Below are 16,599 nucleotides of genomic sequence, written 5' to 3'. Positions count from 1 at the left end.
CCCGGGGAAACCCAGCGCGAGCACAGTCACATCCACACTTGAAGCCTGCCGGCGATTGTTAAATACTGTATGCATAACCAGTTAAGCAGGCAGCACCATGCAACTGATCGAAAAACTCACCGTACTCGCCGACGCCGCCAAGTACGACGCCTCCTGCGCCAGCAGCGGCGCGCCCAACCGCAGCTCCAAAGGCAAGAGCGGTATCGGCTCGACCAACGGCATGGGCATATGCCACAGCTTTACCCCAGACGGGCGCTGCGTGGCACTGCTGAAGATCCTGCTGACCAACTTCTGCCTCTATGACTGCCAGTACTGCGTCAACCGCCGCTCCAGCGACGTGCCGCGTGCGCGCTTCACCCCCGAGGAAGTGGTGACGCTGACCCTGGACTTCTACAAGCGCAATTGCATCAGTGGCCTGTTCCTCAGCTCCGGCATCATCCGCTCGGCCGACTACACCATGGAGCAGCTGATCCGCGTGGCCAAGCTGCTACGTGAAGAGCATGAATTCCGTGGCTATATCCACCTCAAGACCATTCCCGACGCCGACCCGCTTCTGATCGCCGAAGCCGGCCGTTATGCCGATCGCCTGAGTGTGAATATCGAACTGCCCACCGAAAGCAGCCTGATCCGCCTGGCCCCGGAAAAGCAGGTGCGCACCATCAAGCAGGCCATGCACTCGATTCATCAGGGTGAGAGCGAGGCCCGCGCAGAGCTACGAGCGCCGCGCTTCGCTCCTGCCGGCCAGAGCACGCAGATGATCATCGGTGCCGACGCCACCGATGACAGCACCATCCTGCACACCGCCGCCTCGCTCTACGGCAACTATCGCCTGCGCCGGGTGTATTACTCGGCGTTCAGCCCGATCCCGCAAAGCCCGAATACCGTGCCCTTTGAAGCGCCGCCCTTGCTACGTGAGCACCGCCTGTATCAGGCCGATTTTCTCCTGCGCGGCTACGGTTTCGAAGTGGGTGAATTGCTCAACGGCCCCGGCAACCTGGCCCTGGATATCGACCCGAAACTGGCCTGGGCGCTGAACAACCGTGAGCACTTCCCCGTCGACCTCAATCGCGCCGAACCGGCCATGATTGCCCGCGTACCTGGCATCGGCGTGCTCAGCGCCAAGCGCCTGGTCGCCCTGCGCCGGCAGAAACGCATTCGTTTCGACGACCTGACGCGCCTGCGCTGCGCGCTGGAAAAGGCCAAGCCCTTTATCGTCACCCAGGATTATCGCCCCCTGCAGGCCAGCCGCGAATCCCTGTTGCTGCGCCAGCAACTCAGCGAAACACCCGCACAGATGGCGTTGTGGTGATGCACAGCGCCTTATTCGACGGCAGCTTTGCCGGCTGGCGAGAGGTCGCCAGAAGCCTGATACAACAGCGTGTGCCGCCGCATCAGATCACCTGGCTGACGGACGGCGACAGTGGCGGGCTATTCGACCACGCACCAGTACCCAACAATGCACCAGCCGCGACACCGCCACTGCGAATCCCCAAGCAACTGCTGGAACTGCTGCAGAGCGCTGCACGCTTTCGCGTCGAGGATCGCTGGAGCCTGCTCTATCGGATTCTCTGGCGCGTTGCTCAGGGCGATCGCGCCGCCATGCTGCCGGGCGACATTGACGGCAGCCAACTGCATAAACGGCTCAAGGCGATACGCCGCGAGGCCCATCACCTGCATGCGTTCTTACGCTTTCATCCGCGCCCGGAAAACGCCGAAGGCCCGCAGCTGGTGGCCTGGCACGAACCGGCCCATGACATTCTCGCCAGTGCCAGCGAGCATTTTGCCGAACGCCTGGGGCGAACCACCTGGCTGATTGCCACACCGGATGACGGCGTGTATTGGGATGGCCAGCGCCTGCATTACCAGCGGCCGTGCCCGAGTGAGTGGCAACGCCTGGCGCAAGCGCCGGAGGATGAGGGAGAAGCGCTGTGGCTGGCCTATTACGGCAGCACCTTTAACCCGGCGCGACTGAACCGCAGCGCCCTGGAAACCAGCATGCCGGTGCGCTTCTGGAAAAACCTGCCGGAAGGCCCGCTGATCCCGCAACTGATGAGCCAGGCCCGCGCCGGCGCGCAACGTGATGGTCAGGCTGAAGCCGTAGCGCGCCAGGGCGGCAAACGTATTCGCCACACCGGCGCGCAAGTGCCGGACGTCAGCGGAAGCGGCGACCCGGCTCTTCGTCGCTGATTTCCAGCGACAGGCCCTGGGCCATGCTGCTCAGGTGGTCGCCATCGGTTTCCGAACCGAGCTTGATCATCAGGCGCAGGTCGTTGGCCGAGTCGGCGTACAGCAGCGCATCTTCGTAGGTGATCTCGCCCTGACTGTAGAGGTTGTACAGCGCCTGGTCGAAGGTCTGCATACCCTGCTCGGTGGAGCGTTTCATCAATGACTTGAGCTCATGCACCTCACCCTTGCGGATCAGGTCAGCCGCCAGTGGGGTGTTGATCAATACCTCGATCACCGCGCGGCGGCCTTTGCCATCCGGGGTCGGGATCAGTTGCTGGGCGACGATGGCCTTGAGGTTGAGCGACAGATCCATCCACACCTGGTTCTGCCGGTCGGAGGGGAAGAAGTTGATGATGCGGTCCAGCGCCTGGTTGGCGTTGTTGGCGTGCAGTGTGGCCAGGCACAGGTGACCGGTTTCGGCGAAGGCCACGGCATGATCCATGGTCTCGCGGGTACGCACCTCACCGATGAGAATCACGTCCGGTGCCTGGCGCAGGGTGTTCTTCAGCGCCACCTCGAAGGACTCGGTGTCGATACCCACCTCACGCTGAGTGACGATGCAGCTCTGGTGCTGATGGATGTATTCGATCGGGTCTTCGATGGAAATGATGTGGCCGCTGCTGTTCTTGTTGCGGTAGCCGATCATCGCCGCCAGGGAAGTCGACTTACCAGTACCGGTCGCCCCGACAAACAGCACCAGACCGCGCTTGGTCAGCGCCAGTTTCTTGAGGATTTCCGGCAGTTTCAGCTCGTCCAGCGTCGGGATATTGGTCTCGATGCGACGCAGCACCATGCCGGCCAGGTTGCGCTGGTAAAACGCACTGACACGAAAACGACCAACGCCACGGGCGCTGATGGCGAAGTTGCACTCATGGTTCTCGGCAAAGTCGCGGCGCTGCTGCTCGTTCATCACCGCATGCACGGTTTCACGGGTCTGCTCCGGCGACATGGGCGTCTTGGTGATCGGCATGATCTTACCGTTGACCTTCATCGACGGTGGCACGCCAGCGGTAATAAACAGGTCAGAGCCGCCCTTTTCCACCATCAAGCGCAGCAGTTTTTCGAATTCCATCGTTGTTCGCCCATGTGCATCACGCGGTTATGCAAAGGCCAGCGGCAGACGCGTGAATTGCCGCTGGTGTGGACCCGGTGGCGAACCACCTGGGTGCTGTCGGTCTAGAAGTTTTCCGGGGTTTTGGCTTTTTCCCGCGCAGCTTCGCGCGTGACGATACCTTTGGAGACCAGGGTTTTCAGGCAGGAGTCGAGGGTTTGCATACCCAGCGAACCGCCGGTCTGAATCGCCGAATACATCTGCGCCACCTTGTCCTCACGGATCAGGTTACGGATGGCCGGGGTACCGATCATGATTTCGTGGGCTGCCACACGACCGCCGCCGATCTTCTTCAGCAGGGTCTGCGAAATCACCGATTGCAGCGATTCGGAGAGCATGGAGCGCACCATGGATTTCTCCTCCGCCGGGAACACGTCGACCACGCGGTCGATGGTCTTGGCCGCCGAGGTGGTGTGCAGGGTGCCGAACACCAGGTGACCGGTTTCTGCAGCGGTCAGCGCCAGGCGGATGGTTTCCAGGTCACGCATCTCACCGACCAGAATGATGTCCGGGTCTTCCCGCAGTGCCGAGCGCAGGGCTTCGGTGAAGCCCAGGGTGTCACGATGCACCTCACGCTGGTTGACCAGGCACTTCTTCGATTCGTGAACGAATTCGATCGGGTCTTCGACAGTAAGGATGTGGTGATACTTGTTGCTGTTGATGTAGTCGAGCATCGCCGCCAGGGTGGTCGACTTGCCCGAACCGGTCGGCCCGGTTACCAGCACCAGGCCGCGCGGCACATCGGAAATCTTGCGGAAGATCTCGCCCATGCCGAGGTCTTCCATGCTCAGCACTTTCGACGGAATGGTCCGGAATACCGCGCCAGAACCGCGGTTCTGGTTGAAGGCGTTAACCCGGAAACGCGCCACGCCGGGCACTTCAAAGGAGAAGTCAGTCTCGAGGAACTCCTCGAAATCCTTGCGCTGCTTGTCGTTCATGATGTCGTAGATCAGCGCATGCACCTGTTTATGGTCCAGCGCAGGCAAATTGATCCGGCGAACATCACCGTCGACCCGAATCATCGGAGGCAGGCCAGCGGAGAGATGCAGGTCCGATGCACCTTGCTTGGCGCTGAAGGCCAGCAATTCAGTGATATCCATGGGACTCCCTAATGACAGACAAGCAGGTAGAATGCCGCGAAACCCAGGCGGCGGGCGCAAGTAATGTCCACGATAGCAGAGAATATTGCAAAGGTCGGAGTGCGCATCCGTGAGGCGGCGCAAGCCTCGCAGCGAGATTGTGCAGCGGTTGGCCTGCTTGCAGTGAGCAAAACCAAACCCGCCGCCGCGATCCGCGAAGCCTTTGCCGCCGGCGTGCAGGACTTCGGCGAAAACTACCTGCAGGAAGCCCTGGAAAAACAGGCCGAATTGAGCGACCTGGCGCTGACCTGGCACTTTATCGGCCCGATCCAATCGAACAAAACCAAGCCCATCGCCGAGCACTTCGCCTGGGTGCATTCGGTGGATCGCCTGAAAATTGCCCAGCGCCTGTCTGATCAGCGTCCGGCGCACCTGCCAGCATTGAATATCTGCCTGCAGGTGAACGTCAGCGGTGAAGCCAGCAAATCCGGCTGCAACCCGGACGAGCTGCCAGAACTGGCACAAGCGGTTACACAACTGCCCAACCTGCGCCTACGCGGATTGATGACAATTCCCGAGCCCACCGATGACCCCAGCGAGCAACGTGCCGCTTTCGCCCGCCTGCGTGAGCTGCAGCAGAGCCTGAACCTGGGCCTCGACACCTTGTCCATGGGCATGAGCCATGACCTGGAAGCGGCGATTGCAGAAGGGGCAACCTGGGTGCGCATCGGTACGGCGTTATTCGGCGCGCGTGATTACAGCAAGACCTGATTGAGTTTGCCTTCAGCCTTATTAAGGAAGCCCGTTATGACCACTCCCCGCATTGCCTTTATCGGTGCCGGCAATATGGCCGCCAGCCTGATCGGCGGCCTGCGTGCCCAGGGCATCGACGCCAGCGCCATTCGCGCCAGTGACCGCGGCGCCGAACAGCGCAGCAAGATCAGCGCCGAGTACGACATCGCTACCTTCGAAGCCAATGCCGAAGCGATCCAGGGCGCGGATGTGATCGTACTGTCGGTCAAACCGCAGGTGATGAAGGACGTCTGTCTGGATCTCGCCGCACATATCGGCGAACAGCAGCTGGTGGTGTCGATTGCTGCCGGCATCAGCTGCGCCAGCCTGGAAAGCTGGCTCGGCCCGCGCGCCATTGTGCGCTGCATGCCCAATACGCCAGCACTGCTGCGTCAGGGCGTAAGCGGCCTGTATGGCAATGCCCAGGTATCGCCAACCCAGCGCCAGCAGGCCGAGCAACTGCTCAGCGCCGTCGGCCTGGCACTGTGGCTGGATCAGGAAGCACAGATCGATGCCGTCACCGCCGTCTCCGGCAGCGGCCCGGCGTATTTCTTCCTGCTGATTGAAGCCATGACCGCCGCTGGCGAGAAGCTCGGCCTGCCACGCGACACCGCCGCCCAGCTGACTCTGCACACCGCGCTGGGCGCCGCACGCATGGCGGTGGCCAGTGATGTTGACGCCAGCGAACTGCGCCGCCGCGTCACCTCGCCGGCCGGCACCACCGAAGCAGCGATCAAGACCTTCCAGGCCAACGGCTTCGAAGCCCTGGTCGAAAAAGCCCTCACTGCCGCCGCCCAGCGTTCCGCCGAGCTGGCCGAACAACTGGGTCAATAAGGAGCGACCATGACCGGACTCGATAGCGCCGCCGTTTATATCCTGCAAACCATCGGCAGCCTGTACCTGCTGATTGTGCTGCTGCGTTTTATCCTGCAACTGGTACGGGCGGATTTCTACAACCCGCTCAGCCAGTTCATCGTGCGCGCCACCCACCCGTTGCTGAAACCGCTGCGCAAGGTAATCCCGAGCTTCGCCGGGCTTGATCTGGCCTCACTGGTGCTGGCCATCGTGGTGCAGTTGGTACTGATGGCGCTGACCCTGATGCTGCTCGGCTATGGCGTGGACAACCCGCTGCAACTGCTGGTCTGGTCGATCATTGGCGTCACCGCGCTGTTCCTCAAGGTGTTCTTCTTTGCCCTGATCATCAGCGTGATCCTCTCCTGGGTCGCCCAAGGCAGTCATAACCCGACTGCCATGTTGATCAACCAGATCTGCGAGCCGCTGCTCGCGCCAATTCGCCGTATCCTGCCGAGCATGGGCGGGCTGGATTTGTCGCCGATCGTGGCCTTTCTGATTCTCAACCTGATCGACATGCTGGTGATCCGCAACCTGGCGGTGATGACCGGCATGTACAAAGGTCTGAGCCTGGCGATCTGATTGCGAACGCCGGATGAGCCACTTTCGCTGGGACGGCGCCGACCTGATCCTCGAATGCCACCTGCAGCCCAAAGCGAGCCGTGATGAGCTCGCCGGGCTGCACGGTGATCGGCTGAAAATCCGCCTCACGGCCCCACCTGTGGATGGCAAGGCCAACGCCCACCTGCTGGCCTTTCTGGCCAGCGTGTTTGCTGTCAGCAAAAGCCAGGTCAGCCTGGAAAGCGGCCAGCAGAGCCGGCAAAAACGCGTGCGCATCAAACAACCACAACGCCTGCCCAGCGAACTCGCACTGACCGCTCAGTCACTCTGGCCGACCATAAGGCGGGCGTGCGACGACATGCAATTGACGCCATAGCTGCGACCCGCATAATGCCAAACAGGTCAATCCACGAACTTCGCGGATCTGGCGTAATTCCACAGGCTTTAAAGCGTGATCTGCCGCACCTGCTTGCTGTGTGACAGCGTTCAATCTGTGCCCGACTTAACCTGGGTGCCGCAAGCCCCAGTCGCCCCACACTGAATGCGCCAACCGGAGGAAAGCCCAGGATGAGCATGGAACGTCTCAGTCAGCAGGTCGATGCCTACGTCGCCTGGAAGCGCGAGCTGATGCGCGAGATCACCCGCTACCGCAGCTGGCTGGTGAACAATCGGCTGAACTCCGAGGCCGTGGAAGCCAAACTTGAGCGCGCGCTGAAACTGCTGCGCACCGACCACATCACCCTGGCCTTTGTCGGCGAGTTCTCGCGCGGCAAAACCGAGCTGATCAACAGCCTGTTCTTCTCTTCTTACGGCCAGCGCATGCTGCCGTCCCAGGCCGGGCGTACCACCATGTGCCCCACCGAGCTGTTCTTCGACCCACGCTCGGAACGCTCTTATATCCGCCTGCTGCCCATCGAAACCCGCGTCGCCGAAGCCAGCGTCGCGCAGTTCAAGCGCATTCCACGGCACTGGGTAAATATCCCGCTGGACCTCAGCGACCCGGACAACATGGTGCAGGCCTTCAACCAGGTGGCGCGGACCAAGCCGATGCCGGTGGAACAGGCAATTGCCCTGGGCTTTCACCCGGACATGCTGGAAAGCACCAGCAAACCCGGTGAAGTGCTGGTACCGGCCTGGCGTCACGCCATGGTCAACTTCGACCACCCACTGCTGCGCCAGGGCCTGCGCATCCTCGACACCCCCGGCCTGAACGCCCTCGGCAGCGAGCCGGAACTGACCCTGTCAATGCTGCCGAGCGCTCAGGCGATCATCTTCCTGCTATCCGCTGACACCGGCGTAACCGCCAGCGACATGGCCGTGTGGCAACAGCACATCCGCCAGCTCGACGAAGACACCCAGACCAGCCTGTTCGCCGTGCTGAACAAGATCGACGTGCTCTGGGATGACCTGGCCGGCGAAGCCTTTGTGCAGAACGCCATCCGCCAGATCCAGACCAGCACCGCGCGCCAACTCGGCATCCGCGTCGAGGACGTGCTGCCGCTGTCGGCCAAGCAGGCGATGCTGGCCAAAGTGCGCAAGGATACCGAACTGCTGGCCCGCAGCCAGATGAACAACCTGGAAAGCTTGCTCTGCGAGCGCATCATTGCGCAGAAGGAACGCCTGCTCGAAGACCGCGTGGTCAATCAGGTGCTGAGGTTGCTGCAGAACAGCCAGCACGTGCTCAACCTGCGCCTGGAAAAGGTCAACGAACAACAGGCGTTGCTGAGCAACCATCAGCACGACAACGGCCAGATGCTGTTCGAGCTGACCGCCAAGACCAAGGAAGATCACAGCCAGCACCACAAACGCCTGCTCGGCCTGAAAACCAACCAGCGCCTGCTCAAGCGCCAGGGCGATCTGCTGCGCCATGCCGCCCGCCATGAGCGCCTGGACGAACACCTGAACAAGGTGCGCAAAAACCTCACCGGCAGCTGGACCACCCTGGGTATCAACCAGGCCATTCTGCATTTCTTCCGCAGCGTGGAGCAGGACCTGCACAACCTGGCGCAGGAAGCCGACATGGCCAACAAGATGGTCGCGGCCATCTACCGTCGGCACAACGAAGAAAACCCGCTGCACGGCGTCGACGCCCCGCAGTTCAACGTCAACCGCTACCTGCGCGAACTCAAGCAGCAGCAGGCCAAGGCCGACCAGTTCCGCCTGCAGCTGAAAACCCTGCTGACCGAACAGCGCAGCCTGACCAGACGCTTCTTCGCCACCCTGGTGCAGGAAGTGATCGGCCTGCACCAACGCATGCGCCAGGAAGCCGAACAATGGGCCAGCGATGCGCTGATGCCGCTGATGCAGCACACCCTGGAGCACAAGCAGCTGCTGGAAACCCACATGCTGCGGCTTAAAGCACTGGCCCAGGAAACCCAGCAGGCGCGCCAGCGCGGTCAACAACTGGCCCGCTACAGTGGCGAACTGGAGCAGCAACTGGCGCAGGCTAACGACATGCTGCGCATCCTGCGCCGCCCTGCCCCGGTGCAGCGTCAGGGCAAGGTGGTCAATCTGCCAGGGGCTGCGCGCCCGCATAGCATCGGCGAATAGCCCCCCTCATCAGCACTACCCAGCCGCCCCATGCGCTTGCCGCCTGGGGCGGTGCTTTTAGGGTCTGTTCCCGTTTCGCGCGCGGCCGCACCGGAGCCTGTTTTAGCGCGAGGCAAGGCACGAGACACGAGGTTTGGTCGTTCCAAATGAGTGTCGAGAAACACAGCTTCGCGCTAAAACAGGCCCGTCCCTTCGGGTTGCGCGAAAAATCTCGCCATGCGGTGTTGAAGGACTTGGCAAGGGAACACCATTACCAGCGTCCTTCGCCTAGCCTGGCGAGATTTTGCACAGCAACGCGGCTTGCGACGAAACGGGAACAGCCCCTAGACTGCGGCCTTTCTTTATTGCGAGCAGGGTTGATGTCGACTGCCTTTCCTCAAGACTCTGTTGGCCTGGTTACGCCCCAAGTGATGCACTTCGCCGAGCCGTTGGCGCTCGCCTGTGGACGCAGCCTGGCCGACTACCAACTGATCTTCGAAACCTACGGTCAGCTGAATGCCACGGCAAGCAACGCCGTGCTGATCTGCCACGCCCTCTCCGGCCACCACCATGCCGCCGGTTATCACAGTGCAGAAGACCGTAAACCGGGCTGGTGGGACAGCTGCATCGGCCCCGGCAAGCCCATCGACACCAACAAATTCTTTGTCGTCAGCCTGAACAACCTCGGCGGCTGCAACGGTTCTACTGGCCCCAGCAGCATCAATCCGGCCACCGGTAAACCCTTCGGCGCCGACTTCCCGGTAATGACCGTGGAAGACTGGGTGCACAGCCAGGCGCGACTGGCCGATAACCTCGGCATCAGCCAGTGGGCCGCGGTGATCGGCGGCAGCCTCGGCGGCATGCAGGCCATGCAATGGACCATCAGCTACCCCGAGCGCGTGCGCCACTGCCTGGCCATTGCCTCGGCACCCAAGCTGTCGGCGCAGAACATCGCCTTCAACGAAGTGGCGCGCCAGGCGATTCTCACCGACCCGCAATTCCATGGCGGGCACTTCCAGGAACAGGGCGTGATCCCCAAACGCGGGCTGATGCTGGCGCGCATGGTCGGGCACATCACCTACCTGTCGGACGACGCCATGGGCGAAAAATTCGGCCGTGGCCTGAAGAGCGAAAAGCTCAACTACGACTTCCACAGTGTCGAATTCCAGGTGGAAAGCTACCTGCGTTACCAGGGTGAGGAGTTCTCCGGACGCTTCGACGCCAACACCTACCTGCTGATGACCAAGGCACTGGACTACTTCGATCCGGCGGCCGCGTTTGACGGCGACCTGGCCAAGACCCTGGCACTGGCCACGGCAGATTTCTGCGTGATGTCCTTTACCACCGACTGGCGTTTCTCGCCGGCACGTTCGCGGGAAATCGTCGATGCGCTGACCGCCGCGCGGAAAAACGTCTGCTACCTGGAAATCGATGCGCCCCAGGGCCACGACGCCTTCCTGATGCCGATTCCGCGTTATCTGCAGGCATTCGACAGCTATATGAAACGGATCAAGGTGTAAGTCATGCGCGCGGACCTCGAAATCATCCAAGAGTGGATTCCCGCAGGCAGCCGTGTCCTCGACCTGGGCTGCGGCAATGGCGAGTTGCTCGCCTGGCTGGCCGAACACAAGCAGGTGTCCGGCTACGGCCTGGAAATCGATGCGGACAACATCGCCCAGTGCGTGAGCAAGGGCGTCAACGTGATCGAGCAGAACCTCGACAAGGGGCTGGGCAACTTCGCCAGCAACAGCTTCGACGTGGTGGTCATGACCCAGTCGCTGCAAGCCCTGCATTACCCGGACAAGGTGCTGGCGGAAATGCTGCGGGTCGGCAAGACCTGCATCATCACCTTCCCCAACTTCGGCCATTGGCAGTGCCGCTGGTACCTCACCACCAAGGGCCGCATGCCGGTGTCGGATTTCCTCCCATACACCTGGTTCAACACGCCGAACATCCACTTCTGCACCTTCGAGGACTTCGAAAACCTCTGCCACGATCAAGGTGCGAAAGTCATGGATCGTTTGGCCGTGGACCGCGACCACCGGCACGGTTGGGCCAGCCGCATCTGGCCTAATCTGTTAGGTGAAATCGGCATTTACCGGATCAGCGGGCCCACCGCCAAAGACGTGCAGATCGCCAACTAGACGATCTGCCTCGCAAGACTGCTACCTGGAGAACCCCTATGCGTCGCATCGCATTACTGTTGATCGCCCTGTGCCTGAGCCTGCCCGCGCTGGCTGAACGCAAGCAGACCTTCGGCGACCTCGACGTGCACTACATCGCCTTCAATTCCAGCTTTCTGCAGCCGGACATCGCCGCCGCCAACAGCCTGGTGCGCAGCAAGACCCAGGGTGTGGTGAACATCTCCGTGCTCAAGGCCGGCAAAGCCAGCAGCGCCAGCGTCAGTGGCGAAGTGAAGGACCTGGTCGGCCGCAGCCAACCACTGACCTTCAAGCAGGTCAATGAAGGTGACGCCATCTATTACCTGGCGCAATTCAACTTCACCCAGCGCGAGATGCTGCGCTTCACCATCAACGTGCGTGCCGCCGATGGCGTGGCGCACAGCTTCGACTTCAACCAGGAATTCTTCCCAGACGAATGATGCATTTCAACGAGCTTGTACTCGCCAGCCATAACGCCGGCAAACTCAAGGAGCTGCAAGCCATGCTCGGCAGCAGCGTACGTGTGCGTTCGGTCGGAGAATTCTCGATGATCGAGCCGGAAGAAACCGGCCTGTCGTTTATCGAGAACGCCATCCTCAAAGCGCGCAACGCTGCACGTCTGTCGGGCCTGCCAGCGCTGGCCGACGACTCCGGCCTGGCCGTGGACTTTCTCGGCGGTGCGCCGGGCATCTATTCGGCGCGCTACGCCGATGGCCAGGGTGACGCGGCGAACAACGCCAAGCTGCTCGAAGCGCTGAAAGAGGTGCCGGACGCCGAACGCGGCGCGCAGTTCGTCTGCTGCCTGGCGCTGGTGCGGCATGCCGACGATCCACTGCCGATCATCTGCGAAGGTCTCTGGCACGGACGCATCCTGCACGCCGCACAAGGCGTCGAAGGCTTTGGCTATGACCCGCTGTTCTGGGTGCCCGAGCGCGAGTGCTCCAGCGCCGAGCTGCCGGCTGCCGAGAAAAACCAGATCAGCCACCGCGCCCGTGCCATGGCACTGCTGAAACAGCGGCTGGGTCTGGCATGACCATGGCGTCCGGCGGTGGCTTCGCGCTGCCGCCCCTTGCACTCTATGTGCACATTCCCTGGTGCGTGAAGAAGTGTCCGTATTGCGACTTCAACTCCCACACCGCCGGGCCCAACCTGCCGGAAGAAGAATATGTCGACGCCCTGCTGGCCGATCTGGATGCCGATCTGGCGCAGGTATACAACCGCCCGCTGAGTTCGATCTTCTTTGGCGGCGGCACCCCCAGCTTGTTCTCGGCCAAAGCCCTCGGCCGCCTGCTTGAAGGCGTGGAGCGGCGCGTGCCGTTTGCCGCCGATATCGAAATCACCCTGGAAGCCAACCCCGGTACCTTCGAACAGGCCAAGTTCAAGGACTATCGCCGCCTGGGCATCAATCGCCTGTCGATTGGCGTGCAGAGTTTCCAGGCGCCCAAGCTGATCGCTTTGGGGCGCATCCACGACGGCGACGAAGCGGTGCATGCAGCCGATATGGCACGCGCCGCCGGCTTCGACAATTTCAACCTCGACTTGATGCACGGCCTGCCGGATCAGTCCATCGAGGATGCCCTCAGCGATCTGCGCACCGCCATTGCCCAAGGGCCGACGCACCTGTCCTGGTATCAACTGACGGTGGAGCCGAACACGGTGTTCTGGAACCAGCCGCCGGTGATGCCGGAGGACGATATTCTCTGGGACATTCAGGAAGCCGGACAGGCCCTGCTGGCCGCTGAAGGTTACGCGCAGTACGAAGTGTCGGCCTACGCCCAGGCCAGCAAGGCCGCGCGGCACAACCTGAACTACTGGACCTTCGGCGATTTTCTCGGCATCGGCGCCGGCGCTCACGCCAAACTCAGCCAGCCGGACGGGCGCATCAGCCGTAGCTGGAAAACCCGCCTGCCCAAAGACTATCTAGACCGCAGCAAACGCTTCAGCGCCGGCGAACGCGTTCTTAGCGCTGATGAACTGCCCTTCGAATTTCTGATGAATGTGCTGCGCCTCACGGACGGCGTCGCCAGCGAACTGTTCACTCAACGAACCGGCCTGCCGCTCAGCCAGCTCGCCGCAGCGCGCATTGAAGCGCAAAAGCGCGGTCTGCTGCATAGCGATCCGACACGCCTGTGCGCCACCCGCGAAGGCCAGCTGTTTCTCAACGACCTGCTGCAGTATTTTCTACCCTGACGCACACGCCGCCACGGCTAAGGACACCGGATGGACCTGCTACTCGACCTGATCGTCACCCTGTCGCGCTGGAGCCGCAGCCACCTCTACGATATTTCCCTGGCGATCATGGCCACCCTGCTGGTGCTGTTCGGCCCTGGCATCAATGCCTGGGTACAACGCAACACCAGCAGCATGAACTTCATCTTCCGCACGCTGATCTTCGTGCTGCTCTGCGCAGTGGGCTACGGCCTGCTGATCGTCTTCGCCACACCGTATCTGGCCAAAGGCTTGAGTTTCTTCAACAACTTCACCCTGGCCCCGGTGCTAATTCTGGTGTTCTTTATCATCGGCATCCTCGCCGACCGCAGCTGACTCAGCACTTACGCAAACGGCTTGATCGCCACCTTGAGCACGCCATCGCGCTGATGTGCGAAGAGATCATAGGCGGCGACGATGTCATCCAGCGCATACTGGTGTGTCACCAGCGCGCCGAAATCGACGCGCCCGGAGGCCACCACATTGATCAGCCGACGCATGCGTTCCTTACCGCCCGGGCACAGTGAGGTAACGATCTTGTGGTCACCCAAACCGGCATGAAACGCCGCCAGGGGAATCACCAGATCCGTTGAATACACCCCCAGGCTGGACAACGTGCCACCCGGCTTGAGCACCCGCAGCGCACTTTCGAAAGTAGATTGCAGGCCCAATGCCTCGATGGCCGCATCCACACCACGGCCACCGGTCAGACGCAGGATCTCTTCGACCACATCGACCTGATTGAAGTTAAGGGTGATGTCCGCGCCCATCTGCCGGGCAATCTGCAAGCGCTGCTCGACACCATCGACCACGATGATGGTGCTCGCCCCGCGCAGCTTGGCCCCGGCCGTGGCGCACAAGCCAATCGGCCCCTGGGCGAAGACGGCGACCACATCACCGATCTTGATATTCGCGGCTTCTGCACCGGCAAACCCGGTGGACATGATGTCCGGGCACATCAGCACCTGCTCGTCAGTCAGGCCATCCGGCACTGGGGCCAGGTTGCCCTGAGCGTCTGGCACCAGCACATACTCGGCCTGGGTGCCGTCGATGCTGTTGCCGAAGCGCCAACCGCCCATGGGTTTGTAGCCATGGCAGCTGCAGCCGCCATCCTGAGAGGAATAACCGTCCTGACAAGCGTAGGAGCTGAAGCTTGGGCAGATGGCTCCAGCGATCACCCGCTGCCCCTCGTGGTAACCCTGTACGTTGCTCCCCAGTTTCTCGATGATGCCAACCGGTTCGTGGCCGATGGTCAGTCCCTTGGCCACTGGGTATTCACCCTTGAGGATGTGCACATCGGTGCCGCAGATCGTCGTGGTGGTAATCCGTACCAACGCATCATTGGGCCCCACTGACGGAATGGGTTTGTCCACCAGCTCAATGCGTCCAGGCTCGATAAACACTGCTGCTTTCATCATGCTCATGGTCAGGCTCCTTGTATGCGCTAGCACAGAGCCCTTGACTGTAGCCGGATGAAAGCCCGGCGTACTTGTCCTGTGTCAACGGCCGGCGCAGTTCGCGTAATGCTCCAAGGCCACACAGCCTCGATCGCCGGGCATAAAAAAACCGCCTGCAAGAGGCGGCTTTTCAGTGCGACGAGGCTCAGTTACCTTCGCGGCGCAGCGCCTGCGGGGTGAAATCGCGCGGCGTCAGCTTGGCGTTGAAGTTGTACATCGGCTCGTTGTTATCCAGACCGTCAACAAAGTAACGCTTGCCCTTGAAGTCGTAGATGGTCTCCAGGGTACTGCCGAACATCGGCACGTCGTAATAGCTGATTGGATGGCTTTCCTGCACACCGCTCAGCTCGCCGCTTTTGTCATAGAGGTCGGCGGCGAGGATCTGCCAGCTGTCTTCATCGATATAGAAGCGACGCTTGGCATACGGGTGGCTGAAGCCCTTGCGCAGTTCAGCATCGACCACCCATACACGGTGCAGCTCATACCGCAGCAGTTCCGGATTCACGGTATTGCTACGCAGAATGTTGTCGTATGGAATGCCTTTCTGGTGCACGGCGTAGCTGTTGTAAGGCACCAGCATTTCCTGCTTGCCGACCAGGTTCCACTCATAGCGGTCAGGCGCACCGTTGTAGGAGTCGACCACGTCGGCGGTGGCCATGCCGTTAGTGTCCGGCTGCAGGGTGTCGTAGGCCAGCATCGGCAGACGACGTACGCGGCGCTCGCCACGGTTGAAGCGCCAGGCCTTGCGGATCGCCAGTACCTGGTCGAGGGTTTCCTGCACCACCAGCGCCGAGCCGGCGAGCTTGGCCGGCGCAACCACCTTGTACTTGTAGTAGAACAGGGTGTTGTCCAGGTCCTGCGGGCTGACACCTTCACGGCCGTAGAGGAAGTAGATGTCACGTTCCAGTTTGAGCAGGTTATAGGCACCGTTGCTCAGTACTGCGGCCTGGTTGGTGACGAAGCTGATCTGGTCGCCACGGTAACGCATGATGTGGTTCCAGATGGCTTCCTGGCCGGTCTGCGGCAACGGGAAAGGAATCCCGGCCGCTACACCGGCCACGCCGTTACCACCGGAAATCAGCTCGGCGTTCAGCGCATTGAAGCGCGTGGCGTCATAGATCCGCTGCGGTGCGGCCGCACTGCGCCGGGTCGGAAATACGCGCAGGGCGTAGTCCGGGTTCTTTTCCAGCAGCGCCTTGAGGCCGGCCGGCAGTTGCGCCTGGTACTGCGCCAGGTTCTGGCTGTTGACCTGGTACAAGGGTACATCGGCGCTGTAAGGGTCCGGGTGGTGCATGCCAGGCTGGTAGTTGGCCGGCGGCTGCGCCAGGCCACCGTCCCAGGCGGGGATGGTGCCGGCGGCGTTACCCGCGCGCTCACCGCCCAGCGGCGTCAGGTCCTGGCCCAGGCGTGCAGCCTGAGCACTGTCGACTTTGGCCTGCGCCTGTAGCGCGCAGGTTGCCAGCAGCAGAATTGAAAGCGTTCTCAACACAGCGATCTCCTCGCAGCCTGGCCAGAGGCAGGGCTGCTGTTCTTATGACCCGACTGTGGTAGCCGGGTAAATATGCCGTCTTGGTGAGGAGCCATCCTGGCGGGCGTCGGATTAGTCCGATCTAGTGCAGTCA

The 16,599-nt window shown here is 61.7% G+C and carries 17 protein-coding genes; 13 read left to right on the top strand and 4 right to left on the bottom strand.

Going from position 1 to position 16,599, the window contains the following annotated elements; genetic code table 11:
- Positions 1-97: 97 nt before the first annotated feature.
- Positions 98-1,309, top strand: coding sequence for a putative DNA modification/repair radical SAM protein (locus ACOCLD_RS04665; protein WP_422911028.1), 1,212 nt, complete (start codon positions 98-100; stop codon positions 1,307-1,309).
- Entirely contained in the window at positions 1,309-2,187 is an 879-nt protein-coding gene (locus ACOCLD_RS04660) for a TIGR03915 family putative DNA repair protein (RefSeq protein ID WP_422911027.1), read from the top strand. Before ACOCLD_RS04665 ends, ACOCLD_RS04660 begins: the two co-directional genes overlap by 1 nt.
- Here ACOCLD_RS04660 and ACOCLD_RS04655 read toward each other — a convergent pair.
- Positions 2,153-3,298 carry a PilT/PilU family type 4a pilus ATPase gene (locus ACOCLD_RS04655; protein WP_257776760.1) on the bottom strand — a complete coding sequence of 382 codons (1,146 nt, stop codon included), beginning with the start codon at positions 3,296-3,298 and terminating at the stop codon, positions 2,153-2,155. The genes ACOCLD_RS04660 and ACOCLD_RS04655 overlap by 35 nt on opposite strands.
- A 104-nt stretch (positions 3,299-3,402) precedes the next feature.
- Positions 3,403-4,437: a type IV pilus twitching motility protein PilT gene (locus ACOCLD_RS04650; protein ID WP_233683396.1), complete on the bottom strand. Its 1,035-nt coding sequence runs from the start codon at positions 4,435-4,437 to the stop codon at positions 3,403-3,405.
- Positions 4,438-4,500: 63 nt separating this feature from the next.
- Between ACOCLD_RS04650 and ACOCLD_RS04645 the strand changes: the two genes are divergently transcribed.
- The 11 genes from ACOCLD_RS04645 (at position 4,501) to ACOCLD_RS04595 (ending at position 13,856) form a co-directional block, all read left to right on the top strand.
- Positions 4,501-5,187, top strand: a complete 687-nt coding sequence (locus ACOCLD_RS04645; RefSeq protein WP_422911026.1) for a YggS family pyridoxal phosphate-dependent enzyme — start codon at positions 4,501-4,503, stop codon at positions 5,185-5,187.
- 36 nt (positions 5,188-5,223) lie between these two features.
- Positions 5,224-6,042 carry a pyrroline-5-carboxylate reductase gene (gene proC, locus ACOCLD_RS04640; protein WP_422911025.1) on the top strand — a complete coding sequence of 273 codons (819 nt, stop codon included), beginning with the start codon at positions 5,224-5,226 and terminating at the stop codon, positions 6,040-6,042.
- A gap of 9 nt (positions 6,043-6,051) precedes the next feature.
- Complete coding sequence (locus ACOCLD_RS04635; RefSeq protein WP_422911024.1) at positions 6,052-6,642, top strand: YggT family protein; 591 nt, start codon at positions 6,052-6,054, stop codon at positions 6,640-6,642.
- A 13-nt stretch (positions 6,643-6,655) separates the two neighbouring features.
- A complete protein-coding gene (locus ACOCLD_RS04630) occupies positions 6,656-6,997 on the top strand; it encodes a DUF167 domain-containing protein (protein WP_422911023.1) in 342 nt (113 codons plus the stop codon).
- 191 nt (positions 6,998-7,188) lie between these two features.
- The gene (locus tag ACOCLD_RS04625; RefSeq protein ID WP_422911022.1) at positions 7,189-9,171 is read left to right on the top strand and encodes a dynamin family protein; all 1,983 of its coding nucleotides are present in this window, start codon (positions 7,189-7,191) and stop codon (positions 9,169-9,171) included.
- A 359-nt stretch (positions 9,172-9,530) separates the two neighbouring features.
- Positions 9,531-10,670 carry a homoserine O-succinyltransferase MetX gene (gene metX / locus ACOCLD_RS04620; RefSeq protein ID WP_233683390.1) on the top strand — a complete coding sequence of 380 codons (1,140 nt, stop codon included), beginning with the start codon at positions 9,531-9,533 and terminating at the stop codon, positions 10,668-10,670.
- Between the two features lie 3 nt (positions 10,671-10,673).
- On the top strand, positions 10,674-11,294 hold the full coding sequence (metW, locus tag ACOCLD_RS04615) for a methionine biosynthesis protein MetW (protein ID WP_233683389.1): 621 nt from the start codon (positions 10,674-10,676) through the stop codon (positions 11,292-11,294).
- Between the two features lie 38 nt (positions 11,295-11,332).
- On the top strand, positions 11,333-11,752 hold the full coding sequence (locus tag ACOCLD_RS04610; protein ID WP_233683388.1) for a DUF4426 domain-containing protein: 420 nt from the start codon (positions 11,333-11,335) through the stop codon (positions 11,750-11,752).
- Positions 11,749-12,345: an RdgB/HAM1 family non-canonical purine NTP pyrophosphatase gene (gene rdgB / locus ACOCLD_RS04605; RefSeq protein WP_422911021.1), complete on the top strand. Its 597-nt coding sequence runs from the start codon at positions 11,749-11,751 to the stop codon at positions 12,343-12,345. The genes ACOCLD_RS04610 and rdgB overlap by 4 nt, the downstream gene beginning before the upstream one ends.
- Before the next feature lie 2 nt (positions 12,346-12,347).
- On the top strand, positions 12,348-13,502 hold the full coding sequence (hemW, locus tag ACOCLD_RS04600; RefSeq protein WP_422911756.1) for a radical SAM family heme chaperone HemW: 1,155 nt from the start codon (positions 12,348-12,350) through the stop codon (positions 13,500-13,502).
- Between the two features lie 30 nt (positions 13,503-13,532).
- A complete protein-coding gene (locus ACOCLD_RS04595) occupies positions 13,533-13,856 on the top strand; it encodes a DUF3392 domain-containing protein (protein ID WP_090250148.1) in 324 nt (107 codons plus the stop codon).
- 8 nt (positions 13,857-13,864) lie between these two features.
- Here ACOCLD_RS04595 and ACOCLD_RS04590 read toward each other — a convergent pair whose 3' ends face one another.
- Both ACOCLD_RS04590 and ACOCLD_RS04585 read right to left on the bottom strand, forming a co-directional pair.
- Complete coding sequence (locus ACOCLD_RS04590; RefSeq protein ID WP_422911020.1) at positions 13,865-14,944, bottom strand: NAD(P)-dependent alcohol dehydrogenase; 1,080 nt, start codon at positions 14,942-14,944, stop codon at positions 13,865-13,867.
- 178 nt (positions 14,945-15,122) lie between these two features.
- Positions 15,123-16,466 (bottom strand): DUF1329 domain-containing protein, encoded by a 1,344-nt coding sequence (locus ACOCLD_RS04585; protein WP_422911019.1) that lies wholly within the window; start codon positions 16,464-16,466, stop codon positions 15,123-15,125.
- Positions 16,467-16,599: the final 133 nt, after the last annotated feature.

It is taken from the genome of Pseudomonas cimarronensis, assembly GCF_049331905.1.
Lineage (GTDB): Bacteria > Pseudomonadota > Gammaproteobacteria > Pseudomonadales > Pseudomonadaceae > Aquipseudomonas.
Note: the sequence above shows the minus strand (reverse complement) of the source record. Positions and strands in the feature narration are given on the sequence as shown.